The following is a 25764-nucleotide window of genomic DNA, read 5'->3' on the forward strand; positions in this document are numbered from 1 at the left end:
TTCATGGCAGGTCAATGCCGCGAAGTAGTGTTAAAGTCTTTACGACCATCTGCGTGACCAATGCCGATACGACGCGCTGTCCGGAACAAGTAAAAAGCTGCGCAGGATTAGTGTCTAAGTTAAGCCAGTGTTCAGTAACGTGATCAGCCTTGACCGATGAACGTTTCACGCAATTGCGTGCCAAACCGAGACATGCGGCAAATTGTATGTTTCAGTCATACTCTGTTTATGTTGGATCGTTCAGTCCTTGCGAATGGACAAGGAAGCAGACCCATCGATTCCGGATTGGAAGATTGAAGGAACGCTCGCTGCGGCCGAGCGCGCCGCGATTGTTGCCGCTCTGTCATATTGCGGGAACTCGCGAACGCTGACGGCAAAGCGGCTCCGGTGCGGGCGCGCCACGCTGTACCGAATGGTCGCGGAGTTCGAGATCGAGATGCCGCCGCCGGCAAGCACACAGTCGGCCCCTCAGCCCGACCAGCACGACCTGTCCCGGATCATCGTCCTCAACGATGGACAATATGTGCTGATCAAGAAGCGCGAGCCCGCCTGAGCGGAGTCACGCCGATGGCTGAGGGTTAGCGGGGCGCAGCGTGCCCGCGGCCGTTGCGCGTGGCGGTGAGCAGTGCCGGCGAATAGTCGGTCGCGGCCATGAATATGCTCTCGACCTTCGCGACGATCTTGCCGTCCGCCTCGGAGCTGGCGACGACGGCGCGCCATGCGGGATCGGCGCCGAACGCCTTCCAGCTGGCGTCGCGCGACGTGCGATCGGCATAGCTCAGGATGTAGACGAGCCGGCCTTCGGGCGCGGCTTCGGTCGGTTCCTCGTTCCAATAGGCGACGTTGCGCATGCCGTGTTTGGCAAAGAGCGTCATCGTATGGTCCCTGAAGCGCGCATTCAGTGCCGCGAGCTTGCCTTTCTCCGGATAATAGATCCGCAGTTCGAACAGCGCATCCTGGCGAGCGTGGCGTGCCTGTTGCGCGGGGGCCGCGGTGGTCGCCGGGACGAGCGCGAGACCGGCAAGCAGATAAAGTCGCAGCATCGAGCGCTCCAGTTCGGGACGAGGGTGCCGGCCAAGCTACGGGAATCCTGTCACCGTGCAACCGGCCGATCATCCGCCCCGTGCGCTGCCGTATCGGACGTACGGCACCGGCTGGGCGGCGAGGGTACGGGGATTCCCGCGGCCTGAGATCGCGTCAGCAGTGCCCATGATGCCGATATGAGCCGGGCCGCCAGGCTCGGAAGCAGTGGTGTGCGGTTACCGAACAGTAAGTGCGGCGCGATCTATAGTCATCGGAAGGCAATATATAAGATTATTCCGAATGATTGCTGGACAAAGGCAAATTTCCTTTTCATTGTTTCCGCGCAGACACATTGACGTAAGATAATTACGCAGGTGGTTGACGTCGATCATAACAGGAGGGGATTGCATGGCGCTACCATTCAGAGCCGGATTGCTCGTGACGGCGCTTGCCGTGGCCGTGCCGGCGTTCGCGCAACAGGTCACCGACCCGACACCGGGGTCGGTCCAGCAGGACCCTTCGGTTGCCGGGCAGGATCCGACCCCGCCCTCGGCAGAGGTCGGCCAGAACGACGTGACGACGACCAGCAATGACGACATCGTCGTCACCGGTATCCGCGGTAGCCTGACGTCGTCGGCGCGGACGAAGCGCGAAGCCAATCTGATCGTCGACAGCATCTCGGCCGAGGACGTCGGCAAGTTTCCCGATGCGAACATCGCGGAATCACTCCAGCGCATCACCGGCGTGGCGATCGACCGCTCGGGCGGCGAGGGGCAGTTCATCACGGTCCGCGGGCTTGGCCCGGAGTTCAACACGGTGCTCGTCAACGGTCGCGTGATGGCGACCGACAATCCGGGCCGCGAATTCTCGTTCGACGTGCTGTCGTCCAACATGATCCAGCGGACCGACGTCTATAAGTCGAGCGTGCCCGAACTGCAGGAAGGCGGGATCGGCGCGACGGTCAATATCGTCACGGCAAGGCCGCTGGACGGGCGGAGCGGCTTCCATGTCGCGGCGTCGGCCGGCGCGATCTACGACAAGCTGCGCGACAAGTTCAGCCCGGACCTGTCGGCGGTGACCTCGCTGACCAACGACGCGAAGACGCTCGGCATCGTGCTGTCGGGATCCTACACCAACCGCAAGAGCCAGCTCGACTATACGCAGACCGACGGATGGCTGTTCGGCCCGCAGTCGGTGATCAACGGCAACGCGGACTCGGTCGGGCTGACGCCCGCGGCGATCGTGACGACGCCGGGTTCGGTCAACGTGCCGCAGAACCTGGCGTTCGTCCGCCAGAAGGACCGGCGCGAACGTATCAACGTCGCGGGCGCGCTTCAGGCGAAGCTGACCGACACGCTGTTGCTGACCGTCGACGGCATCTATTCGAAGTTCAACGTCTATACGAACCGCAACATCTTCGCGAATTTCTACTCCGCGCCGTATATCGGGCTGACCGTCGACGACACGAATAGCGCGACGGGCTTCAACCGTCCGGGCACGCAGTTCATCGCCAACAATCCACTGCTCGCGTCGCGCGTCTCTCTGTCGCAGAACGACAATATCGTGAATCTCAACGATCGCCTGACGCAGACCTATCAGATCGGCGGGAACCTCAAATGGAACCCGACCGAGGATGCCGAGATCCGGTTCGACGCGTCGACGACGCGCGCGAAACAGCGCAACCCGACCAATTTCGTCGTCGTCGGCTCGCTCGCGCAATCCGCACCGCGGTTCGATCTCAATCCCGGCGACGACGTGCCGAGCGCGTCGAACTTCGGCAACATCACCGATCCGTCGCTGATGCGCGCGCATTACACGGGCGCCGAGCTAAACACCGTCCGCGACAAGGGGTCGGAATACCATATCGACAGCGACTTCAAGGTGCGGGACAGCGTCCTGCAGGCGGTGAAGATCGGCTTCTCCTATTCGGAGCGCAACAAGCTGCGTCGGTTCCGGAACAATACGGACGGCGGCTGCGCCTATTGCGGCTACGACATTCCGATCGACCCGTCGTTGCTGAGCCCGTTCCAGCTCGACGATTTCCTGTCGGGCGTCTCGGGCAGCCAGAATGCGCCCGCGGGGTTCATCACCTACGACCCCAAGGCGATCATCGCGTTCCTGTCGGACCCGACGAATCTGGCCCGGCCGCGTCAGGGCCGCACCGCCGCCGAGCAGGCCGCCGAGGCGGCGCGTCTGCTGGCACTGCCAGGCGGGCCCTACGGCGTGCGCGAGAATCTCGGGTCGCTGTCGAATGTCGATGAGAAGCTTCTCGCCGGCTATATCTCGATGCAGTTCGGCGGCGAGAACTGGAGCGGCAATGCCGGCGTCCGCGTGATCCGCACGCAGACGATGTCGCGCGGGTTCGACCTTCCCGTCATCGGCATCGCGACGACGCCCGGCGACGACACGCTGCAATATACCTTTGGTCCCTCGACGCCGGTGACGGTGCGCAACAGTTACGTCAACGCGCTGCCATCGGCCAACATCCGGTACAATCTGACCGAAAAGCTGCTGGCGCGTGCCGCGTTCTCGCAGATGATCACCCGGCCTACGCTGACCGACCTTGGCGTCGACAACAGCTTTGGCGGTCGCGTCTCCGTCCCGCTCTCCTCGGGCGGCAACCCGTCGCTCGCGCCGTTCAAGTCGAACAATTACGACCTGTCGCTCGAATGGTATCTGTCCGCGGTCAGCTACATCAGCGTGGGCGGGTTCTACAAGGACCTGAGCGACTTCCTCGAGCTGCAGACGCTGCCGGTGCAGCGCTTCGGGCGGACGTTCCAGGATACGCGCACGCGCAACGGCCAGTCGGGCTATATCCGCGGTGTCGAGATCGGCGCGCAATATGCGCTCGACTGGCTTCCGGGCTTCGCATCGGGTTTCGGCGTCGCCGGCAACTACACCTATGTCGAGAGCAAGGCCAATCGCGACATCTCGCTCAGCGATTACGACTGCGGCTATAACGGGCTTTCACCGCATTCGGCGAACGGGAGCGTGTTCTACGAGAAATACGGCGTCTCGGCGCGGACCTCGTACAATTGGCGCTCCGACTATCTGCGCGCCTGCCGGTCCGATCAGTCGCGGCCGCGGAACCGGTCGGCCTATGGCCAGCTCGATTTCAACGTGGGCTATGATGTCACGCCCAATTTCCAGGTCTATGTTCAGGGCGTGAACGTTCTCAACCGTCGCATCCACGAATGGTCGGCGATCGAGGAGCGGTTCCTGCTGCTGCAGGAAACGGGAAGCCGCTACAATTTCGGCATCCGCGCGAAGTTCTGATGGTCTGACGAGGGGCGGCGTCGCGGCGGTCAGGCCGACCGTGACGCCCGACCGCCGGCTTGCCGGGGTCGCGTCATGATCGCAATGATCGCCACATTCGTCGTCGATCCCGGACGAACTGGTCCCCCGCCGGCGGCCTGACCGCGGCGCAACCGCATTGCGTAGTTTCCGAGGGTCTTCGCGCATCCGCTGCGCGCGTATTCCGGTATTTCCTTGCACCGCACGGATGATCGGACAGCATGATGAGCGTAGACGAGCAGGCCCCGGGCAGGGGCGGGCGACACGCCGTCATCCTGTGTCATCCCGATCCGCACAGCTTCAACCATGCCATCGCCGCGCGCTATTGCGAGGCGGTGCGCGCCGCCGGGCAGGACGTCGTGCTGCGCGATCTCTATGCCATGCGGTTCGATCCGGTCCTCAAGGCGGACGAGCGGCCGACGCTTGCCGACCCGCGGCGCGCGCCCGACGTGACCGCAGAACGCGAGCTGCTGGCCGGGTCCGACCTGTTCGTGCTGATCTATCCGATCTGGTTCGGGTCGCCGCCGGCGATGATGAAGGGCTATATCGAACGCGTCTTCGGCGCCGGCGTGACACCCGAAGCCGTGCGGCGGCAGGTGCGCGACCCGCTGCTCGGCCGCAAACGCCTGCTGAGTTTCACGACGGCCGCCTCGTCGAACGTCTGGCTCGAGGAGGAAGGGCAGGAGCAGGGGCTGCGAAGCGTGCTCGACGCGTATCTGGTCCATGCGTTCGGCATGCAGTCGCACGAGCACCGGCGCTTCGATCACATCACCCCGGATCTTGGCCGCCACGCCGCCGACGTCTGTCTGCGCGACGTACAGACGCAGGCGCGGCGCAGTTGCGCGCAGGTCGCGTTCGGCGACGAGGCGCTGATGCACGATCCCGACCTCGTGCGGCAGGTGGCGCAGTGACGGTGCCCCGGACCGCACCCGTGGTGCCGCGCAGGATGCAGGCTGCCGTCGTCGAGGCCTTCGGCCAGCCGCTCGTCCTTCGCGAATGCGAGACGCCGTCGACCGGCCCCGGCCAGATCCTCGTCAGGACCGAGGCATGCGGGGTGTGTCATACCGATCTGCACGCCGCCCGCGGCGACTGGCCCGTCAAGCCGGTCCCGCCGTTCATCCCGGGGCATGAAGGGATCGGCATCGTCGTCGCGGTCGGTGCGGGCGTCACCATCGTCACGCTCGGCGACCGGGTCGGCGTGCCGTGGATGTATTCGGCGTGCGGGCACTGCGAATATTGCCTGTCGGCTTGGGAGACCGTCTGCCCCGACATCGCGTTCACCGGCTACACGCGCAACGGTGGCTTTGCCGAGTATATCCTGGCGGACCCGAACTATGTCGCGCACATTCCCGACGGGCTGTCGGCGATCGACGCTGCGCCGATCATCTGTGCGGGGGTCACGACCTACAAGGGGCTCAAGGAAACCGGCGCCAGGCCCGGCGAATGGGTCGCGATCTCGGGGATCGGCGGGCTCGGGCACCTTGCGGTCCAATATGCCCGCGCGATGGGGCTGCGCGTCTGTGCGGTCGACGTCGATGACGGCAAGCTGGCGCATGCGAGGGCGCTTGGTGCCGAAGCGCTGGTCGATGCGCGGGGGGATGATCCGGTCGGCGCGCTGAAGACCGTCACCGGCGGGGGCGCGCACGGCGTGCTCATCACCGCGCCGTCGCTCGCCGCGTTCGATCAGGGCGTCGCGATGACGCGGCGGCATGGCACGTGCGTGCTCGTCGGGTTGCCGCCGGGCGACTTTCCGCTGCCGCTGTTCGACGTCGTGGCGGCCTGCATCACGGTCCGCGGGTCGTTCGTCGGCACGCGGAAGGACATGGCCGAAGCGCTCGCCTTTGCCGCCGACGGCAAGGTCAGGGCCGAGATCGAACGCCAGCCGCTGTCGGCGATCAACGCCGTGTTCGACCGGCTCGACCACGGTAACGTCGCCGCGCGCGTCGTCCTCGATTTCGGCAGCCCGAGCTGACCCCGATCATCGTCGTGCCAGGGGACCATCGATGCGTGCGGCCGGGCGGGCGGGCGGGGTCGTTCGCCATGCGACAACGGAGAATCAACCGGCTAGCATGGCGGCAAGCCTCCCATCCGAACGAAAGCGCGATGCATGCATGACTATCCGGCGGCCGAAAGCCGTGTGACGCTGGCGATGATCCTGAGTGCGGCCGGCGCGGCGCTTGGCGGTCTTCTGTTCGGGTTCGACACGGCGGTCATTTCCGGAACGACGGCGGCGTTGCAGAGCCAGTTCGTGCTGAGCGACGGCGCGCTCGGCTTCACGGTCGCATCGGCGCTGATCGGTACGGTGATCGGGTCGCTGTGTGCAGGCGCGCCCGCCGACCGGTTCGGGCGCAAGCCGATGCTGCTGGCGGTGGCGATCGCCTATGTCGTCTCGTCGCTCGGAACCGGGCTGGCGCCGGGCTGGGGGGTGCTGCTGGCGTTCCGCTTTCTCGGCGGTCTGGCGATCGGCGCGGCGTCGGTGGTCACGCCGGTCTATATCGCCGAGGTGTCACCCGCGCGGTTCCGCGGCCGGCTGGTGGCGCTCAACCAGCTCAACATCGTGCTGGGGATCGTGCTGGCATTCCTGTCCAACTACATCATTGCCGGGCTGATCCCCGCCGATACCGCGTGGCGGTGGATGTTCGGGATCGTCGCGGTGCCGTCGGTGCTGTTCCTCGCGGTGACGTTCCTGTTGCCCGACAGTCCGCGCTGGCTGGTCGGGAAGCGGCGCGACGAGGAGGCGCGCACGGTGATGACGCGGCTCGGCTTTGCCAATCCCGCCGGCGAGGTCGCGAAGATGCACGCGGCGGCGACCCGGACCCCCGCGGCGTCGGCGCCACGGCTGTTCCAGCGCGCCTATTCGGTACCCGTGACGTGCGCGATCGCGATCGCGATGTTCAACCAGCTCTCGGGGATCAACGCGCTGCTCTATTATGCGCCGCGGATCTTCGAGCTGGCGGGTGCGGGCGCCGATTCCGCGTTGCTGCAGTCGATCGCGGTTGGCGGGACGAACCTCGTCTTCACGATCCTCGCGCTGTTCCTGATCGACCGGTTCGGCCGCAAGCCGTTGTTGTACATGGGGTCGGTGCTGACCGCCGCGGCGCTGTTCCTCGTCGGCGTGCAGCTCGCCGGCGACCGTCCCGACGGGACGCTGGTGCTGATCGGGCTGCTCGGCTTCATCGCCGCCTTCGCGGTGTCGCAGGGCGCGGTGATCTGGGTGTTCATCTCCGAGGTGTTCCCGAGCGCGGTACGCGGCAAGGGCCAGGCGCTCGGCAGCACGACGCACTGGGTGATGGCGGCGGCGATCACCTGGGCATTCCCCGTCTTCGCCGCGCGTCTCGGCGGCTGGGTGTTCGCGTTTTTCGGCGCGATGATGCTGCTCCAGTTCCTGTGGGTCTGGAAAGTCATGCCCGAGACGAACGGGATCGCGCTCGAGGACATGGATCTGGCGCGGGGGCACTGAGACGGCGGCAGGAGCCGGGGGCGGCGCGGCGTGAAGGTTCATATTTGACAAATTGCTTTTCTTATTTGATCCTCGTGTCGCTGCGATGCTCCGCGATCGAGACGGGGCACGCCGCGACGGGAGAGGGGCATCGCCCTCGAGACACGAGAGGCGCGCGCCATGATCCGTTCCGGTTCCTGCCGAATTCTCCTTCTGGTCGGCGGCGCGCTGATCGCGGTGGCCGCGGGTGCGCAGTCCGGCCGGGGCGTCCGCGAACCCGTCGATGAAGCCAACCCGCTGGTCGGGACCGCGCCGCTTGACCGCGCCGATCTGCTCGGCAACGCGCCGCCGCCGGGCGAGCCCGCCTATTCGGGGCAGACGTCACCCGGGGCGCGCGTACCGCACAGCGGCGTCGAGGTCGCGCCGGTCAACGTCAACATCGAGCTGAACTATCCGTTCGGCGTCCCGACGCCCTATCATTATCCGAACGCGACGATGATCGGCTTCACCGCGGGCGGCGGGCCGACCTATGGCGGGCGTGCAAAGCCCCTTTTCATGCCCGTGGTCGGCGACTGGACGGTCCCGCCGGCCTATACGCAGGTCCATTACGACAAGACGCGCGAGACGGCGGCGCCCGGTTATTATTCGGTCGCGCTGGACGGCGGGACCGTGGTCGAGCTGACCGCGACGCGCCTGAGCGGGCTCATGAAGTTCGCCTTTCCCAAGACCGATCGTGCCGCGGTGCTGATCAACCTGCCGCGTGCGGGCGGTACGATCGAGGTGGTGGGCGACCATGTGATCCGCGGTCTGTCGGCACCGCAGGGCGATCGCGAGACCGCCGACGGCCCCTATTTCGTCGCTGAATTCTCCAGGCCGTTCAGCGGTTTCGGCACCTTCCGCAAGGCGCCCGGAGACGGTGCGGCATGGGGAATCGGCGACAAGGACGTCGAGCCGAAACGCCGCAGCGTCGCTGGCAGCTATGCCGGCGGCTATCTCGATTTCGCGGCGCCGCGCGGCGAGACGGTGCTCGTCAAGGTGGCGCATGGCCACAGTTATGCCGAGGCGGAGGCCCGGCTGCGGTCCGAACAGCCGGGCTGGGATTTCGCGGGCGTCCGCGGGGCCGCGCGTGCCGCCTGGGCGCAGTTGCTCGACAAGGTGAAGGTGACGGGCGGCACGCCGCGCCAGCGCCAGCTCTTCTATTCGACGCTGTTCCAGTCCTTCGCCAGCCCGCGGCTGATCGCGCGCAAGGGGGAACGGCTGATGCGGCAAGACGGGGGGTCGTCGGTGATGGCGTATGACCGCTACAGCCCGGTGCCGTACTGGGATACCGCGCGCAACCAGCTGACGCTGCTGGAACTCGTCGCGCCCGATCTGGTCGCGGCGACGATGCGCTCCGAGCTCGAGACCGCGCGCGAGCGGGGGTACATGAACACCTCGTTCCACGGCGATCATGCGGTGCTGATGTACCTCGGCGCGATGGAGCGCGGCATCCGCTTCGATTATGCCGACGCCTATGCCTATCTGCGCAAGAACGCGACGGACGTGAAAGGGCCGCGCGGGTATCTCGCGGAATATGCCGACAAGGGCTGGATCTCCGACATCGTGCCCGCGGGCAATCCCAGTCCGCCCTATGCGGGCGGCAAGGCGGGGATGGACAAGACGCTCGAATATGCCTGGGACGACCACGCGCTCGCGCAACTGGCGCGCCGGCTCGGCAAGACCGACGACGCGGCGTTCTTCGCCAGGCGGGGGGCGAACTGGCGCAACGTGTTCGACCGGTCGATCGGGTTCATGCGCGGGCGCACCGCGGATGGGAACTGGATCGCGCCGTTCGACCCGGGCGAGCCCTATTACAACTTCGCGAGCAAGGAGGCGTCGGGCTGGTCGAACCTGTGGCTGGTGCCGCACGACGTGAACGGACTCATCGGTGCGCTTGGCGGACGCGCGGCGTTCAACGCGAAGCTCGATGCGTTCTTCACCACGCCTTATGCGCCAAAGGGCATCTGCCGCGACTGTACCGGGCTGATCGGCCAATATGTCCAGGGCAACCAGCCCGACCAGCATGCGCCGTATCTCTATGCCTGGAGCGGGCAGCCGTGGAAGACGCAGGCGCTCGTCCGCCGCGTGCTCGCTGACCTCTATGGCAGCGATGCCGCGGGCTATGGCTATCCCGGCATGGACGACCAGGGATCGACCTCGTCGTGGTACGCGCTGAGCGCGATGGGCTTCTATCCGGTCGATCCCTCGACGCCGGCGTACATCATCGGCAGCCCGATCTTCGACCGGGTGCGGCTGACGATGGGGAACGGGAAAATGCTCGAGATCGTCGCGCGCAACACTTCGGCGGCCAACATGTATATCCAGTCCGCGACGCTCAACGGGAGGCCGTGGACGAAGCCGTGGTTCAGCCACGCGGACATCCGCGACGGGGCGACGCTGGCGCTGGTGATGGGACCGAAGCCCAACACCGCGTGGGGGAGTGCTGCCGCAGACGCGCCGCCATCGGCGACGCGTGCGACCGTCTCGGCCGCCGGTGTCGACAGCATTGCGAAGAGTCAGGCGGCGGCGTCGGGGATGTAGCCGAGCACGAACGCGATCACGTCCGCGGCGGGCATCTCGCACGGTCGCAGCGCGGGACCGGCGGCGAGCATGTAGAGGTTGAAGCTGACCGTGAAGCTGCCGTCCAACGCCTCGCCCCAGAGCCAGCGGCGTTTGGCATCCGCCGAGACCGACAGCGTCGCGCCCCAGCGGACGCCGCGATACGATCCCTCGCCATAGCCGGTCGGGAGCCGGTCCAGCGCGGCGATGAAGGCTTCCATGTCGTCCGCGATCGTGGTCCTGCGTTTATATTCCGCGCCTACATCCCCGTGCCTCACATCAGCGTGTCGATGATGCCGCCATCGACGCGCAGCGCCGCGCCGGTGGTCGCCGACGCAAGCGGCGAGGCGAGATAGACGACCATGTTGGCCACTTCCTCGACGGTCGCGGCGCGGCGGATGAGCGAGCCCGAGCGATGCGCCGTGACGAAGTCGGCGGCGACGTCCTCTATCGCGCGATCGCCCTTTGCGCGCTCGTCCTCGAGCATCGCCGCGACGCCTTCGGACAGCGTCGGACCGGGCAGCACCGAATTCACCGTCACCCCGGTGCCCGCCATCCGCTTGGCGAGGCCGCGCGCGAGCGCGACGTCGGCGGTCTTGCTGACGCCGTAATGGATCATCTCGACCGGGATGTTGAACGCGGATTCGGACGCGAGCAGCACGAACCGGCCCCAGCCTGCCTTTTCCATGCCGGGCAGATAGCTGCGCGCGAGGCGAACGCCCGCCATCACGTTGATCTGCCAGTGGCGGTCCCACGTCGCGTCGTCGGTTTCGAAGAAGTCCGCGGGCTGGAAGATGCCGAGATTGCTGACGACGATGTCGGCCCGGGGTTCGGCCGCAAGCAACGCGTCGTGACCCGCCGCATCGCCGAGATCGGCGACGACGCCGCGCGTGGCGCCGCCGATCCGCGCGACCGCGGCATCGACCTTTGCCTGCGTACGGCCGTTGACGACTACGGTCGCGCCCGCGGCGGCGAGCCCCTGGGCGATCGCGAACCCGATGCCTTCGGTGGAGCCGGTGACGATGGCGCGTTTGCCGGTGAGATCGATCTGCATGGGGCGTGGTCCTGTTGCTGTGCGAGGGCGCGGTGTCGTGCGAACGAACGGGGAGGCGGAAAGCCGCGCGGCGCGCTTGCCATCAACCGCTGGCTGCACGCGCGGTCGTTTCCGGAACCGCCCCGGCGTTCATCGCTTCAGATGGTGAAGGAACACATCATGTCCAGTATCGATCGACGGCAGGGATTGTGGCTGCTTGCCGGGAGTGCGGTCGCGACGCTTGCGCTTGGCGCGCGCGCGGTGGGGCAGGCGGCTGGGCAACCGAGCGGACCGCGCGGAGACGTGCTGGCGCTGATCGAGAAGACCGCAGGCCGTATCGCCTTTTACGCGCTGCCCGACGGCCGGCGGGTCGGCGCGCTGTCGCTCGGCACGCAGCCGCACGAGATCGCGGCGGATGCGGCACGGCGCTTTGCCTATGTCGGCCATTACGGGGTCGAGAGCTGGAAGGCGCCCGGCGCGGGCGGGAGCAAGGTCTGGGTCATCGACCTACACCGGCGTGCGCTCGTGCGGACGATCGACCTGTCGCCCTTCGGTCGTCTGCACGCGGTCCGGATCGACGCGCGGGGGCGGCTCTATGTCCTGTCGGAGACCGACAGCATGCTCGCGCGCTTCGACGATCCCGTGCGGGACGACGCGCCGTCGCGGCTGATCCCGGTGGGCGGTGCGCGCAGCCATTACCTCGTCATCCGGCGCGACGGCACGCGCTGCTATGTCGCCGACACGCTGAGCGGCGCGGTCATCATGGTCGATCCCGAGGACATGGGCGTCGCGCCGGTGCGCAAACGGATCGGCACCGCGCCCGAGGCGATGACGCTGAGCGCGGACGAGCGGACGCTCTACGTCATCGATCGCCCCGGCGGGATCATCCACGCGCTCGATGCCGACACGCTCGAGACGCGCGCGCGGCGGCCGATGCGCGGCGAGGCGGTCCGTATCGTGACGCAGGCGGATGGCCGGCTGATCGTGTCGAACGTGGCGGACAAGAGCCTGTCGCGGCTCGATCCGGTCACGCTCGCCGAGACGGACCGGCTTGCCCTCGAGGCGGGGGCGCCGGGGCTGAACCTTGCAGGCGACATGCTCTATGCCTCGCTGGAGAACGACAAGGTCGTGCGCGTCGATCTGCGCACATGGGCGATCGCAGGGGCGTTCGCCACGGGACCCGCGCCCGACGCCGCGATCGTCGTCTAGCCGGCAAGGTCTGCGCGGGACGCCGGCACCGCGACCGGGCGCGATCAGCGGGGGGCGAGCAGCTGGTCGAGCAGGATCGGCGCATAGCCGTTCGCGTCGACGCCGACGTCGAACTGTCGCGTCACCGGTTTCAGCCGCCCATGGCTGTGGCCGTGCAGGTTGATCGCGCCGCGGTGCTGTCCGTTCCAGCTCCGGAACGGGTAATGGCACAGGATGAGCCGCCGGCCGTCCAGCTCGATCTCGGCATAATCGGCGACGCTCGCCCATCCGGGTGCCGCGAGCGTCGCGTCGGGATCGTTGTTGCCGCGGAGCAGATGCTTGGTGCCGTTGAGCCGTGCGAGCAGCCCGGCGACGTCCGCCGGTCGTCGCGCGACGTCGCCGAGATGCCAGACCACGTCATCCGGGCCGATCGCGGCGTTCCAGCGTGCGACGAGCGCCTCGTCCATCTCGGCAGCGTTCGCGAACGGCCGGCGCGAAATGTTGATCGTGCGGTGGTCGCCGAAATGCGTGTCGGCGGTGAAGAATACGCGCATCTGCGCCTGCTGCTCAGACGGTTCGGTCATCGTCCGTCAACGGCCACCGGCGACAAAGGTTCGGAGCGACCGGGTGTTTCGGCGTGCGCGCCGGCAGCGGGCGGCGCGTCGGATGGCAGTGCGCGGCGCGTGTCGTGGACTGCATCCCGGCGCCTGTATCGGATCGCGATGACGGCCCGGGCATCGTCCTCGCGTTCGTGGGGGGCAAGGTCGTCGGGAAGGGCTGCAGCAGATCTGACCTGATTTATATCAATTCACATCTCATAACCTGTGTTGCGTCAGTCTATCTCGCTGCCGGTCATCGGGGAATGCCGACTACACCCGGGCACGGGGCATTCTCGAAGCTGCGCGAATGTAAAGGTGGTAATATTCATGGTGATCCGAAAACTGTCCTTGGCGACGCGATAATTCGAGTGCCACGATCTTCCAACGCCGGTATGCATGGCGACGGGAATCGGGGAGGCGGGTGATATGGCAGAACAGGCCGAAGTCTTTCCCGAACAGGATCGTCATTTCCGTCTGGTCGCCGATAGTCCGATTTCCTGTGTCATCAGCGATCCGCGGTTGCCGGACAACCCGATCATCGCCTGCAATACCGCCTTCTGCGACCTGACCGGCTATCCGGCGGAGCATGTGGTCGGGCGCAACTGCCGGTTCCTCTCGGGTCCGGCGACCGAGCCGTGGCTGACCGAAGAAATCCGGCGCGGCGTGCGCGAGCATCGTCCGGTTCTCGTCGAGATCCTGAACTACAAGCGCAGTGGCGAGCCGTTCCGCAACGCCGTCATGGTCGCACCGATCTATGACACGCATGACGCGCTGCTGTATTTCCTCGGCGTGCAACTCGAAATTGCGCCCGAAGCGGCGACGTCGTCGAGCATGCGTCGCATCCGTGCGGCGGAAATGGTCAAGGCGCTGTCGCCGCGACAGGGCCAGGTGCTCCAGCTCGTCGCGAACGGCCTGCTCAACAAGCAGATCGCGGCGGAACTCGATCTGGCGGAAAAGACCGTCAAGATGCACCGCGCGATCCTGATGAACCGGCTCGGGTTGCACACGACGGCGGACCTCATCCGGCTCGCGGTCGAGGCGGGGCTTTAGGCGCGCGCGGGGATACGGCACAAAGTCCGTATCGCCCGCGATCCCGGTGCCTTCTACGCAAGGCTGGTCGTCACAACGGCGGTGTCGTGGCCCCTGGGCCATGCGATCTGCGGCTGGGAGAACCCGCTCCCATCCAGCGCGGGTGTGACGCTGTACCGGGGGATGGAGGGCGCCTCATGATCGTTGGGCGACATCCCGCGTCAGGCTGCCCGGCGCACTCGTGCCGCGGATCAATGCGACGGAGGCTCCAATGGATATCGTGACACCCTTTCAATATTCGCTGATCTACAACGCGTTTTCCTTCACCTTCGCGACGATGGCGGCGGCAACGGCGTTTCTGTGGCTGAGCCGGTCGCAGGTCGCGCCGGCGTATCGGACCGCGCTGACCATCTCGGGCCTCGTCACCGGAATCGCGGCCTATCATTATTACCGCATCTTCGAGAGCTGGATCGCCGCGTACAGTTTCGGCAACGGCGTCGTCACCGCGACGCCGTTCGCGTTCAACGATGCGTATCGCTACGTCGACTGGCTGCTGACCGTGCCGCTGCTGCTGATCGAACTGGTGCTGGTGATGCGGCTCTCGCGCGAGGAGACCAGCTCGAAGGCGGTGCGGCTGGGATCGGCGGCCGCACTGATGATCGTGCTGGGCTATCCGGGCGAAATCTCGGCGGATATCCCGACGCGCGTCCTGTGGGGCACGCTGTCGTCGATCCCGTTCGTCTATATCGTGTGGGAGCTGTTCAGCGGGCTCGGCAAGTCGATCGCCGACCAGCCCGCCGCCGCGCAAGGGCTCGTGCGCAAGGCCCGGCTGCTGACCTTCGCGTCATGGGGGTTCTACCCGATCGTGTACATGGCGCCCTATGCCGGGCTGACCGGCGGCACCGTCACCACGACGATCCAGATCGGCTACACGATCGCGGATATCGTCGCCAAGGCGGGTCTGGGCATTCTGATCTTCCTGATCGCGGTCCGCAAGTCGGAGGCGGAGGCCGATGCGCACAAGGGCTATGCCGTGTGATGCCGTGACGATCGTTGCGCATCCCCGCCCGTTATCCGAACGACGCGCGTCATCGGACCGACGCGCGTCATCCCGTCACCGTGCCCCATCCCGGCGCGGTGATGTCGTCTATCCGGCCTATTGGGTCGCGGCGGCAGCGCTGATCGTGGCGACGCTGCTCGGGCTGCCGCTCGGACAGCCGGCGGCGGTCGTGGCGGCGACGATCGTGTTCATCGGCGGCGGGCTGCCGCACGGCGCCTATGATATCGCGCTGTTGCGGCGCGCGGTCGCGCTGGACCGGTCGCGAGCCGGGCTCGCGGGCGGCGGGCTCGCGGGCGGCGGGTTGGCGCGCGTCGGATTGGTGGTTGGGGGCTATGTCGCGACCGCGCTGCTGATGGTGTCGTTGTGGTTGACCGTGCCCTTGGTGGCGCTGGTCCTGTTCCTCGCGGTTGCCGCGGTTCATTTCGGCGAGGACTGGGCGATGCTCGAGGAGCCGCTGTTGCGCGTGGCCGCGGGTGCGGCGGTGATCGGCGCGGCGACGATCGGGCATCCGTCCGCGGTATCGGGCGTGTTCGTCGCGATGAGCGATCCGCGCGCGGCGGTGGTTGCGCGGATCGTCACGGCAATCGCGCCGGTCGCGCTGCTGGTGACGCTGGTCGGGATCGCGCTGGCATGGCGGCAGGGGAGCCGGCACTGGGCGAGCGCAATGGCGGTGTGTCTGGGTCTGCTGATCATGTTGCCGCCGGTCGCGGGGTTCGCGCTGTTCTTCGTCTTCCTCCATTCGCCGCGGCACCTCGCGCAGACGCGCGTGCTGTTGCGCGACATGACGCGCGCGCGGTGGCTCGGGACGGGGGCGCTGCTGTCCGGCGTCGCGATCCTTGGCTGGTGGGGCGTGCGCGTCATCGCACCGTCGCGGTTCGACCCGAGCTTCGGCGCGCAGGCGTTTCAGTTGCTGGCGTCGGTGGCGGTCCCGCATCTGCTGCTGTCGCGCTGGCTCGAACGACGGCTGGCCGTCGCGTGCTGCGCTGAGGACCAGACCGCGGCGCCGTGAACCTCCGAACGCCGCTGTCGCCACGGCGGTGCCGGCGCGTCAGCCGGTCGTACCCGCAGGGACCGATGCCTCGAACCGCGTTGCCCCGGGGCGCGAGGCGGCAAGCAGGAGCTCGCCGTCATGGCCGCGGAGGATCTGCCGGGCGAGCGCGAGACCCACGCCGGTGCCTTTCGCCTTGGTGGTGAAGAAGGGGCGGAAGATGTCGGGCTGGTCGCCGGCGGGGATCCCCGGACCGGTGTCCGTCACCGCGAACCGCGTCTGGCCGACCAGTGCGAAGACGGCGAAGGTGACGCGCGGATCGGGTGTGTCGTGGAGCGCCTCGGCGGCGTTCTGCAACACCGCCCAGAGCGCTGCGGTCAACTGGTCCGGGTCGGCGAGCAGATGCGCCGGCGCGTCCGCGCGGTCGGTCGTGAACGCGATACCCGGCCACCGCGTCGTGAAGAGCGCCGCCAGATCGTCGGTGAACGCGGTCAGCGCGATCCGCTCGGGGACGGGCGCGGGCAGCCGCGCCAGCGCCCGATAGCTCTCGCCGAACCGGTGCAGGCTCGCGGCGCGGCGCGCCACCGTCTCGATCGCCTCGCGCACCTTGGGCAGCGCCGGGTCGGGATCGTCGAGCATCGCCACGGCGGTCTCGGCGAGCGAGGCGATCGGGGTGAGCGCGTTGACGATCTCGTGGCTGAGCACCTGGACGAGCTCGCGAAGCGCGGTGGCTTCGGCGGCTTTCAGCTCGGCATCGATGTCGATCAGCGCGCCGATCCGCGTCATCCGACCCGACAGCGCGAGATCGCCGGTGGCCAGCGCGAAGCTGCGGACGACGGCGTCGTGGCTGATGTCGATCGTCGCGGTGCGACCGGGGCGGGTATCGGACAGCGCGGTCACGAGTCCCGCGGGCGGATCCGCGACGAGGTCGCTCGCGCCGAGCAGACGCCGCGCCGCGCGGTTGACGACGCGCAGGCGGCCGTCGTCGAGCGCGACGAGCGGGGCGGGCGACAGGTCGAGATAGGCGGTAAGCCGCCTGCGATCCTCCTCGTCGGCGAGTAGGGGCGCAGGGGGAGATGGCCGCGGCGGCAGCTGCCGGGCGGTATCGACGAGGTTCAGCGCGGCGGTCCAGACCGCGATCAGCGCGGCGAGCAGCGCGGTGGCATAAAGCCCGCGCGTCGCGGCAAACGCCCCGCCGGCCCCCGCCGCGGCGATCACCAGTGCGCGCACCGCGGCGCGGACGCGGTCAGAGGCCATGGCGCGCCATCCGTCGATACAGCGCGGCGCGCGTCAGTCCGAGCTGCGCGGCGGCGCGGCTGACGTTGAACGCGTGACGCTCGAGCGCGGCGGTGATCAGCGCCGCCTCGTTGCGCGCCAGCGACAGGTCGGGGGCGAGCGCGTGCGGCACGGCGATATCGGGCGCCAGCATGAGGTCGCCGATCGCATGCGCGTCACCGGTGCCGAGCAATACCGCGCGCTCGATCGTCTGGCGCAAGCCGCGGATGTTGCCCGGCCAGCGATCCGCCGCGATCGCCTGCGCGGCGTCCGCGTCGAGCGGTCTGTTCGGTTTGCCATGGCGATGCGCGAACAGCGCGAGGAAATGCCGGGCGAGCAGCACCGCATCGCCACCGCGGTCGGCGAGCGGCGGGAGCGCGATCTCGATCGTGCCGACGCGGTCGAGCAGGTCCTCGCCGATCGCGCCCCGGACGCCCACGCGATCGAGCCGCGTCGTCGCGACCACGCGGATCCCGTCGAGCGCGGGCAGCAGCACGTCGTGGAGCGCGCGGGGCAGCCGGTCGATATGGTCGATCACCAGCATCCCGCCCGCCGCGGCGGTCGTCCGCGCCGCGATGGCGGCAGCGTCCGCGGCCTCCGCGTCGAGCGTCACGAGCGGGCGGTGCGCCAAGGGCGAGGCCTGATGGATCAGCCGCGCGATCAGCGTCTTGCCCGTGCCCGTCGCACCCAGGAGCAGGATCGGCGCCGCGGTCGGTGCGACGCGCGCGATCAATGCCCGCGCGCGCACGATCCCGTCGCTTTCGCCGAGCAGGATGCCGTCGGTGACCGGTGGCGTCGCCGCGGTCTCGAGCTTCGCGCGGCGCAGCGCTAGGCCGCGTTCGACCGTGGTCAGGAGGCGTTCGTTGTTCCACGGCTTGATCACGAAATCGGCGGCGCCGCTGCGCATCGCACGGACCGCGACCGCGATCCCGCTATGCCCGGTGACGACGATGACGACCGCACGCGCATCCGCCGCGATCAGCCGGTCGAGCATCGCGAACCCCTCCTCGCCGGTGGTGCGCCCGCGCGCGAAGTTGAGATCGAGCAGGATCACATCGATCGCGGCCCCCGCCAGCACCACCCATGCTGCCTCCGGATCCGCCGCGGTCGACACGCGCATCGCGTGCCGTTCGAGCAACAGCCGGGCGGCCCTGGCGATGTCGGGATCGTCGTCGATGACGAGGATATGCGATTCGGTTGACATGGCGAACATAGTGTCCGGAAACGGACAGTCGGTACAGTCTGGCTGCATGTCGATGCCGGCCGTGTTCGATTATCACGATAAATCAACCACTTAGGCTGTCGTCGCGCGGTCCGGTACAGTGTCCGCATGACGGAGACGACCCTGCCCAATGCCGGCGCCGCGATGGATCGGCGGATCGAGCGCCCGCATGCCGCGCGGCGCAGGCAGATCGTGCGCGGCGTGATCGCGCTGGCGGTGCTCGCGGCGGGGGCGCTGCTGTGGCTGCTGATGCCGGGGGCGAACGCGCTGGCGGTCGACGCGGCGGCGATCCGGACGGGCGACGTGACGCGCGCCCCGTTCCGCGATTTCGTGCCGCTGCGCGCGGAGGTCGCGCCGCTGCGCACGGTGTTCGTGACCGCGATCTCGGGCGGGCAGGTCGCCGCACTGGCCGCGAGCGACGGCGCGCGCGTTGCCGCGGGCACGCCGCTCGCGCAGCTGTCCAACCCGTCGCTCGAACTCGACGTCGCCAGCCGGTCGGCCGACATCGTCGGGCAGTTGAGCGCGATCAGCGGCCAGCGCCTGTCGGTGCAGACCACGCGGCAGGACGGCGCGCGCGACCTCGCCGAGGCACGCAACGCGCTGTCCAAGGCGCGGACCTTGCTCGCGCAGAAGCAGGTGCTGTTCGACCGCGGGATCATCACGCGCGCCGCGATCGATCCGGTGCGCGAGGACGTCGGCTATCAGCAGGCGCGCGTTGCCGCGCTCGATCGCGGGACGGCGGAGGCGGGGGCGACGCTGGCGGACCAGGCGTCGGGAATCGCCGCGACCGCGCGCCAGTTGCGCGAAAGCCTCGCGATGGTCCGCGCGAGCCTGTCCGCGCTGGTGCTGCGCGCGCCCGTCGCTGGGCGGCTCACCGCGTTCACGCTCCAGCCCGGGCAGACGCTGAAAAGTGGCGACCCGGTCGGGCAGATCGATTCGGAGGGGCAGTGGAAGCTGACCGCCGATGTCGACCAATTCTATCTCGGGCGCGTGCGCGCGGGGCTCGGCGCCGCGGCGGATATCGACGGGCGCAGCTATCCGATGACCGTCATCAAGATCCTGCCGCAGGTGACCGAGGGCCGGTTCCGCGTCGAACTGGGGTTTCGCGGAGCGGCGCCGGGCGGACTGAACCGCGGGCAGACGCTCGACGTGCGGCTGGTGCTGGGTGCGGACCGGCCCGCGGTGGTCGCGCCCGCGGGCGGCTGGCTCGATGCGGGCGGCACGACCGCGTTCGTGCTGGATGGCGACCAGAAGGCCGTCAGGCGCGCGATCGTTACCGGCCGGCGCAATCCCGATCAGGTCGAGATCGTCTCCGGCCTCGCGCCCGGCGAGCGGATCGTGACGACCGCGCTCGGCACCTACACCCCCTTCCAGACCCTTTTCATCCGATAGGATTCGATCATGATCCAGTTACAGGCCCTCAGCCGCACCTATGCCTCGGACGAGATCGAGACGACCGCGCTCGGCGGCATCGACCTCGCGGTCGAGGCGGGCGAGTTCGTCGCGATCATGGGGCCGTCGGGGTGCGGCAAGTCGACGCTGCTCAACATCATCGGCACGATCGACCGGCCGACCGACGGGCGGTATCTGTTCGAGGGCGCCGACATCGCGCGCGCGCCCGAGGCCGCGCTGGCGAGGCTGCGCCGCGACCGGCTGGGCTTCGTGTTCCAAAGCTTCAACCTGATCGACGAGCTGACGATCGCCGAGAACGTCGCGCTGGGGCTCGCCTATCGCACCATGCCCACGCGCGAGAAGAAGGACCGTGTCGCGGCGGCGATGGACCGCGTCGGAATCGCACACCGCCAGCGGCATCACCCGCACCAATTGTCGGGCGGGCAGCAGCAGCGCGCGGCGATCGCGCGCGCGATCGTCGGCGAGCCGCGGCTCATCCTCGCGGACGAGCCGACCGGCAACCTCGATACGGAGAACGGCGCGCAGGTGATGGACATCCTCGGCCAGCTCAACGCGGACGGCGCGACGATCGTGATGGTCACGCACAGCCCGTCGCACGCCGACATCGCCAAGCGGACGGTGCACATGCTCGACGGTCGCATCCTGTCGTCCGCGCGGCGGGCGGCATGATGCGCCGGTTGCTCGGGACGCTCGTGCTGCTGCTGCTCGTGGTTGTGCTCGTCCGTCATCTCGCGGCGACCAAGCCGTCCTCCAAGCCCTCCGGCGACGCCTGAAGGACCCGCCATGTCCGCCCTTACCAGCCTCTATCGCTCGGCGACGCGCCATCGCCTGTTCGCGCTGCTCAACATCGGCGGGCTCGCGCTCGGCATCGCGGTGTTCCTCGTGCTGGCGACGTTTGTGCGCAACGAATGGAGCTTCGATCGCAGCCTGCCGGGCTGGGACAAGGTCTGGATCGTGCAGGAGCAGTATTTCCGCCCGGGGGATCCGCCCTATGCGATGCCCTATACGAGCGGTGGCGAGCTCGACCTGTTGCGGAGCGACTTTCCCGGACTGAAGGGCGCCCGCTACAACGGTATCACCGGGATCGTCCTCAGGGGCGACGCCGCAACCAAGGAGCGGCTGGCGACCGTCGACCCTGAATTCTTCGATCTGTTTCCGTTTCCCGTGCTGGCCGGAAACATCGGCACGACGCTCGCCGACCCGAACGGGATCGTGATCACGCGCGACGTATCGGCGCGGTATTTCGGCACCGGGTCGGCGATCGGCCAGACGCTGCCGCTCATGCTCAACGGCGTTCGCTACCGCTACCGCGTCGGCGCGGTGCTGAAGGATCTGCCGGAGAATACAAGCATCACCAGCCAGATGTTCGTGCCGCTCGTCCGATCGCGGTTCGCCGATGCGAATTTCGACCATTGGGGCAGCACGTCGTTGATGACCTATCTGCAATTCCCCGACGCCGGTGCGGCCAGGGTGTTCGAACGGCAGCTTCCCGCTTTCCTGAAACGCCGCGTGACGGGCGAGAACCGCGAGACGATGATCGGGGGGCAATATCGCCAGACGCTGCTGGCCCGGTCAGAGATGCGGTTGAGCTACGATTATTACCGCGCGTTCGTCACGACGCTGGGGCTGATCGGCGTCCTGACGCTGCTGATCGCGATCGTGAACTATGTGAACCTCGCGACGGCGCGCGCCGGGTTGCGCGCGCGCGAGGTCGCCGTGCGAAAAGTGCTGGGCGGCACGCGGCGTATGCTGGTGCGGCAGTTTCTGGTGGAATCGATCGCGACCGTCGCGCTGGCCGCGCTAATCGGACTGGCGCTCGCCGAGATCGCGCTGCCGTTCTTTTCGTTCGGCGGTGGGCTGAAGGCCACGATGCACTATTGGGGCGCGGACGGCGTGCTGATCCTGCTCGTCCCGCTGACGATCGCCGTCGGCATCGTCGCCGGACTCTACCCTGCCGTCGTCCTCGCCACGTTCCAGCCGGCCGCGGTGCTCGCCTCGGCCCGCGCCCCGGGCGGCGGGCGGACCGGCGCGCGCGTGCGATCCGCGCTGGTTGTCGTGCAGTTCGCGATCGCGATCGCCTTTGCAATCGGAACGAGCGTGATGATCGGCCAGATCGCGCATGTCCGCGATGCGGCGGTCGGCTTCCAGCGCGACGGACTGGTCCTCGTCCGATCGTTCGCGGATCGTTCGCTGGCGCCCGCGCAGAAGGCGGAACTGCTTGATGCGTTCGCCAAGCTACCGGGCATTTCGGGCGTCGCGGTGGCGGACGATGCACCGGGCGACCAGAATTCGACGAACAGTTCGACGCTGCACCGTCCGAAAACGCCCGACCGGCGCCCGCCCGTGACGACGATCACCGTCGGGCCGGGCTATTTTACCACTTATGGTGCGCGATTGCTGGCGGGCCGGTGGCTCGATCCCGCGCGCGGTGGCGACGAGGCCGGCGCAGATCCGGACACGCGCCGAACGAACGTCATCCTCAACGCGGCAGCGGTGCGCGAACTGGGCTTTGCCAGCCCGCAGGACGCAATCGGCCAGCGGGTCGAGGGCAAGGGATCGCTGATGGTCGTCGGCGTGGTTGGCGATATCCGGTTCCAGTCGCCGCGCGTCCCCGTGCCGCCAAGCGCGTATTTTCTGTCGCGCCGCGACATCTCCGACGCGTTCGCCAGCCTGCGCTATACCGGCAGCGATCCCCGCATCGTGGTCGACCGGATCGAGCGCGTCTGGAAACGGATCGCCCCGGCGGTTCCGTACGACGCGCGCACGGTCGAGCAGAACATGTACGATCAGCTCTACAAGTTCGACGACCAGAATGCCCGGCTGTTCACGATCGGGGCTGCGCTGGCGATCCTGATCGGGTGCGTCGGGCTGTACGGGCTGGCGGCGTTCGACACCGCGCGGCGCGTCAAGGAAATCGGCATCCGCAAGACGCTGGGCGCATCGACGGCGGACGTGCTGACGCTCCTGATCGGGCAGTTCCTGCGACCGGTGCTGCTCGCCAATCTGATCGCCTGGCCGATCGCGTTCGTCGTGATGCGCCGGTGGCTCGCATTCTTCGACGACCGGATCGCGCTGTCGCCGGCGTTCTTCGTCGGTGCGTCGCTGGCCGCGGTGCTGATCGCGAGCGCCACGGTGTTTGGCCAGGCGTGGCGCGTCGCGCGTGCCGAGCCCGCGCGCGCGCTGCGCCACGACTAGGATCATCGCCATGCATTCCGCACTGCTGACGCTCTACCGATCGCTGACCCGGCATCGGCTGTATGCGATCCTCAACATCGGCGGGCTCGCGCTGGGCATCGCGGTGTTCCTGGTGCTCTTCCTCTTCGTGCGGTTCGAGACGGGCTATGACCGCGTGCTGCCGGGATGGGAGCGGGTGTGGAAGGTGGAGCGCAGCATCCAGTTTCCGGGCAATCCGCGGATCCAGATCCCCTCGTCGCCCGAGCTGCTGCCACAGCTCAAGGCCGCGTTTCCCGGGCTCGTCGGCGTGCGGATGACACCGTACGACACCGCCACGGTGGTGACGGGGCAGAGCAGCGCCACCGCCAGGCTGGCGCTGGTCGATCCAGGCTATTTCCGGATCTTTCCGTCGCCGGTCCTGGAGGGCGATGTCGCGGGCACGCTCGCACGCCCCGACGGCATCGTCGTCACGCGCATGGTCGCCGAGACCTATTTCGGCAGGGCCAGCGCGCTGGGCCGAACGTTGACGGTCGCGCGCGACGGCAAGCCCGCGGTCTACCGGATCGGTGCGGTGATCGCGAACCTGCCCGCGAACACGACCTATGTCAGCGATATGTTCGCGGCGATGCCCGCGCGGCCCGCCGCCGACGAACAATCCGCCGGCTACGGCGTGACGACCTTCCTCGCGTTGCCCGATGCCGCGAGTGCCCAGCGGATCGCCACCTTCATCCGTCGCCACCCCGATCCGGGCTTCAACGCGGACAGCATCAAGTTCCTGACGGAGGACATCACGCCGCTCGCCGACGTGCATCTCGCGGACGGGCGCAGCCGGACGGTCGTGACCGTCCTCGGCACCGTGGGCGCGGTCGCGTTGCTGCTGGCGATGCTCAACTATGTGAACCTGGCGACTGCGCGGGCAGGGATGCGCGCGCGCGAGATCGCGATGCGCAAGGTGCTGGGGGCGACGCGCGGCATGCTGGTCGTCCAGTTGCTTGGCGAAGCGCTGGTCGCCGTGACGCTGTCGGCGCTGGTCGGCCTGACGCTGGCGGAGATCGCGCTCCCCTTCGTCAACGCCACCGGCGGGACCGGTCTAACGCTCGTCTATTGGGGCGCGCGATCGATCCTGCCGCCGCTTGCCGCGCTGGTCGTGCTCGTGACGCTGCTTGCAGGCTTCTATCCCGCCTTCGTGATTTCGCGGTTCCAGCCAGCCGGGGTGCTTGCCGCGGCACAGACTCCGGGGGGTGACCGCACCGGGGCCCGCGTCCGCAAGGCCCTGGTCGTGCTGCAGTTCGCGATCGCGACGAGTTTGATGATCGGCACGGCGGTGCTCGTCGCGCAGGCCCGCCATGTCCAGAATGCCGATATCGGCTTCGGTCGCGATGGCCTGATCCTCGTCAACGGCTTTGGCGACCGCGCGCTCGATCCGGCGCAGAGGACCGAACTTGCGACCGCGATCCGCGCCATCCCGGGCGTGGCGGCCGTGACGACGAGCGGCATCGTGCCCGGCGGCGGGAGCTTCGCGATCGGCAAGATGCACCGCGCGGGGGCGACCGGCGAGCCGCCGATGATCGTCCAGGGCACCGTCGGGGACGCCTTTTTCGAGACCTTTCGCGCGAGATTGATCGCGGGGCGGCTGTTCGATCCCGCCCGGTTCGCGCTCGATATCGGCAATGGCGACAAGGATCCGCCCGATCGAGTGCCAAATGTGATCCTCAACCGCACCGCGGTCCGCAGGCTGGGGTTTGCACGCCCCGCGGATGCGATCGATCAGGTGGTAGCGCGCGATACCGGCGCGGTTCGGATCGTCGGTGTCGTCGACGACATGCGGTTCGGCACGCCGCGCGATCCGGTCGATGCGCTGGCCTATAGCTACCGGCCCGATGGCGGCTATCGCTCGGTTCAGGTCGTCCGGACTGCGGGCGATCCGGCGCCGGTGCTCGCGCGCATCGAGACGCTGTGGCACCGGATCGCGCCGGCGGTGCCCCCGGTCGCGGTGACGGTCGATCAGAAACTCTACGAATCCTTCTATCGCCAGGACGTCCAGCGATCGCGGCTGTTCATGATCGGCGCGGTGCTCGCGGTCGCGATCGGGTGTATCGGCCTCTATGGGCTCGCCGCGTTCGACACCGCGCGCCGGATCCGGGAGATCGGGATCCGCAAGGCGCTGGGCGCGTCGACGACGGACGTGCTGGCGCTGTTGATCGGCCAGTTCCTGACGCCCGTCCTTATCGCCGGGGTCATCGCGGTCCCGGTCGCCTATATCGCGATGCAGCGCTGGCTGGCGGGGTTCGACGACCGCGTCGCGCTGTCGCCGTGGCTGTTCGTCGCGGCGATCCTGGTTGCGGGCTGTATCGCGGTGGCGACGATCTTCAGCCAGACATGGCGCGTCGCACGCAGCGAGCCCGCGCGTGCGCTGCGCCACGAATGAG

The 25764-nt window shown here is 68.1% G+C and carries 20 protein-coding genes; 14 read left to right on the plus strand and 6 right to left on the minus strand.

What is annotated here, in order from left to right:
- The first annotated feature begins 253 nt into the window (after nucleotides 1-253).
- Complete coding sequence (locus tag AC0CH3_RS11730) at nucleotides 254-553, plus strand: helix-turn-helix domain-containing protein (protein ID WP_056016919.1); 300 nt, start codon at nucleotides 254-256, stop codon at nucleotides 551-553.
- A gap of 25 nt (nucleotides 554-578) precedes the next feature.
- Here AC0CH3_RS11730 and AC0CH3_RS11735 read toward each other — a convergent pair whose 3' ends face one another.
- Nucleotides 579-1043: an NIPSNAP family protein gene (locus tag AC0CH3_RS11735; RefSeq protein ID WP_354303840.1), complete on the minus strand. Its 465-nt coding sequence runs from the start codon at nucleotides 1041-1043 to the stop codon at nucleotides 579-581.
- Nucleotides 1044-1431: 388 nt separating this feature from the next.
- Here AC0CH3_RS11735 and AC0CH3_RS11740 point away from each other — a divergent pair, with 388 nt between their 5' ends.
- From AC0CH3_RS11740 to AC0CH3_RS11760, 5 genes are all read left to right on the plus strand, one after another.
- Entirely contained in the window at nucleotides 1432-4299 is a 2868-nt protein-coding gene (locus AC0CH3_RS11740) for a TonB-dependent receptor (protein ID WP_354303842.1), read from the plus strand.
- Between the two features lie 242 nt (nucleotides 4300-4541).
- Nucleotides 4542-5228 (plus strand): NAD(P)H-dependent oxidoreductase, encoded by a 687-nt coding sequence (locus AC0CH3_RS11745; RefSeq protein ID WP_354303844.1) that lies wholly within the window; start codon nucleotides 4542-4544, stop codon nucleotides 5226-5228.
- 23 nt (nucleotides 5229-5251) lie between these two features.
- Nucleotides 5252-6289, plus strand: coding sequence for a zinc-dependent alcohol dehydrogenase (locus AC0CH3_RS11750; RefSeq protein ID WP_354304101.1), 1038 nt, complete (start codon nucleotides 5252-5254; stop codon nucleotides 6287-6289).
- Between the two features lie 135 nt (nucleotides 6290-6424).
- Nucleotides 6425-7777 carry a sugar porter family MFS transporter gene (locus AC0CH3_RS11755; protein WP_354303846.1) on the plus strand — a complete coding sequence of 451 codons (1353 nt, stop codon included), beginning with the start codon at nucleotides 6425-6427 and terminating at the stop codon, nucleotides 7775-7777.
- A 159-nt stretch (nucleotides 7778-7936) separates the two neighbouring features.
- Nucleotides 7937-10336, plus strand: coding sequence for a GH92 family glycosyl hydrolase (locus AC0CH3_RS11760; protein ID WP_354303848.1), 2400 nt, complete (start codon nucleotides 7937-7939; stop codon nucleotides 10334-10336).
- On the opposite strand, the gene AC0CH3_RS11765 is transcribed toward AC0CH3_RS11760, so the two are convergent.
- Nucleotides 10312-10575 (minus strand): hypothetical protein, encoded by a 264-nt coding sequence (locus tag AC0CH3_RS11765; RefSeq protein ID WP_354303850.1) that lies wholly within the window; start codon nucleotides 10573-10575, stop codon nucleotides 10312-10314. The two genes, AC0CH3_RS11760 and AC0CH3_RS11765, sit on opposite strands and share 25 nt — an antisense overlap.
- A 53-nt stretch (nucleotides 10576-10628) precedes the next feature.
- On the minus strand, nucleotides 10629-11408 hold the full coding sequence (locus tag AC0CH3_RS11770) for an SDR family NAD(P)-dependent oxidoreductase (RefSeq protein WP_354303852.1): 780 nt from the start codon (nucleotides 11406-11408) through the stop codon (nucleotides 10629-10631).
- Between the two features lie 159 nt (nucleotides 11409-11567).
- Here AC0CH3_RS11770 and AC0CH3_RS11775 point away from each other — a divergent pair, with 159 nt between their 5' ends.
- The gene (locus AC0CH3_RS11775) at nucleotides 11568-12596 is read left to right on the plus strand and encodes a YncE family protein (protein WP_354303854.1); all 1029 of its coding nucleotides are present in this window, start codon (nucleotides 11568-11570) and stop codon (nucleotides 12594-12596) included.
- A 44-nt stretch (nucleotides 12597-12640) separates the two neighbouring features.
- Here the strand turns inward: AC0CH3_RS11775 and AC0CH3_RS11780 are convergent, their stop codons facing one another.
- Nucleotides 12641-13159, minus strand: coding sequence for a metallophosphoesterase family protein (locus AC0CH3_RS11780; RefSeq protein ID WP_354303856.1), 519 nt, complete (start codon nucleotides 13157-13159; stop codon nucleotides 12641-12643).
- Between the two features lie 441 nt (nucleotides 13160-13600).
- Between AC0CH3_RS11780 and AC0CH3_RS11785 the strand changes: the two genes are divergently transcribed.
- From AC0CH3_RS11785 to AC0CH3_RS11795, 3 genes are all read left to right on the plus strand, one after another.
- The gene (locus tag AC0CH3_RS11785; RefSeq protein WP_082445865.1) at nucleotides 13601-14224 is read left to right on the plus strand and encodes a LuxR C-terminal-related transcriptional regulator; all 624 of its coding nucleotides are present in this window, start codon (nucleotides 13601-13603) and stop codon (nucleotides 14222-14224) included.
- Between the two features lie 250 nt (nucleotides 14225-14474).
- Nucleotides 14475-15242 carry a bacteriorhodopsin-like gene (locus AC0CH3_RS11790; protein WP_354303858.1) on the plus strand — a complete coding sequence of 256 codons (768 nt, stop codon included), beginning with the start codon at nucleotides 14475-14477 and terminating at the stop codon, nucleotides 15240-15242.
- Nucleotides 15243-15387: 145 nt separating this feature from the next.
- Complete coding sequence (locus AC0CH3_RS11795; RefSeq protein WP_354303860.1) at nucleotides 15388-16272, plus strand: Brp/Blh family beta-carotene 15,15'-dioxygenase; 885 nt, start codon at nucleotides 15388-15390, stop codon at nucleotides 16270-16272.
- Nucleotides 16273-16311: 39 nt separating this feature from the next.
- On the opposite strand, the gene AC0CH3_RS11800 is transcribed toward AC0CH3_RS11795, so the two are convergent.
- Together AC0CH3_RS11800 and AC0CH3_RS11805 are read right to left on the minus strand one after the other, a co-directional pair.
- Nucleotides 16312-17508 carry a sensor histidine kinase gene (locus tag AC0CH3_RS11800; RefSeq protein ID WP_354303862.1) on the minus strand — a complete coding sequence of 399 codons (1197 nt, stop codon included), beginning with the start codon at nucleotides 17506-17508 and terminating at the stop codon, nucleotides 16312-16314.
- Nucleotides 17498-18730, minus strand: coding sequence for a sigma-54-dependent transcriptional regulator (locus AC0CH3_RS11805; RefSeq protein ID WP_465237924.1), 1233 nt, complete (start codon nucleotides 18728-18730; stop codon nucleotides 17498-17500). Before AC0CH3_RS11805 ends, AC0CH3_RS11800 begins: the two co-directional genes overlap by 11 nt.
- Before the next feature lie 126 nt (nucleotides 18731-18856).
- On the opposite strand from AC0CH3_RS11805, the gene AC0CH3_RS11810 reads away from it, so the two are divergent.
- The 4 genes from AC0CH3_RS11810 to AC0CH3_RS11825 all read left to right on the plus strand — a co-directional run bounded on the left by AC0CH3_RS11810 (nucleotide 18857) and on the right by AC0CH3_RS11825 (nucleotide 25763).
- The gene (locus AC0CH3_RS11810; protein ID WP_354303866.1) at nucleotides 18857-20140 is read left to right on the plus strand and encodes an efflux RND transporter periplasmic adaptor subunit; all 1284 of its coding nucleotides are present in this window, start codon (nucleotides 18857-18859) and stop codon (nucleotides 20138-20140) included.
- A 9-nt stretch (nucleotides 20141-20149) separates the two neighbouring features.
- Nucleotides 20150-20830: an ABC transporter ATP-binding protein gene (locus AC0CH3_RS11815; RefSeq protein WP_354303868.1), complete on the plus strand. Its 681-nt coding sequence runs from the start codon at nucleotides 20150-20152 to the stop codon at nucleotides 20828-20830.
- A 114-nt stretch (nucleotides 20831-20944) separates the two neighbouring features.
- Nucleotides 20945-23356 carry an ABC transporter permease gene (locus tag AC0CH3_RS11820; RefSeq protein ID WP_465237925.1) on the plus strand — a complete coding sequence of 804 codons (2412 nt, stop codon included), beginning with the start codon at nucleotides 20945-20947 and terminating at the stop codon, nucleotides 23354-23356.
- A gap of 10 nt (nucleotides 23357-23366) precedes the next feature.
- Nucleotides 23367-25763 (plus strand): FtsX-like permease family protein, encoded by a 2397-nt coding sequence (locus AC0CH3_RS11825; protein ID WP_354303872.1) that lies wholly within the window; start codon nucleotides 23367-23369, stop codon nucleotides 25761-25763.
- Nucleotide 25764: the final 1 nt, after the last annotated feature.

The sequence above is a fragment of the Sphingomonas sp. AC449 genome, assembly GCF_979253475.1.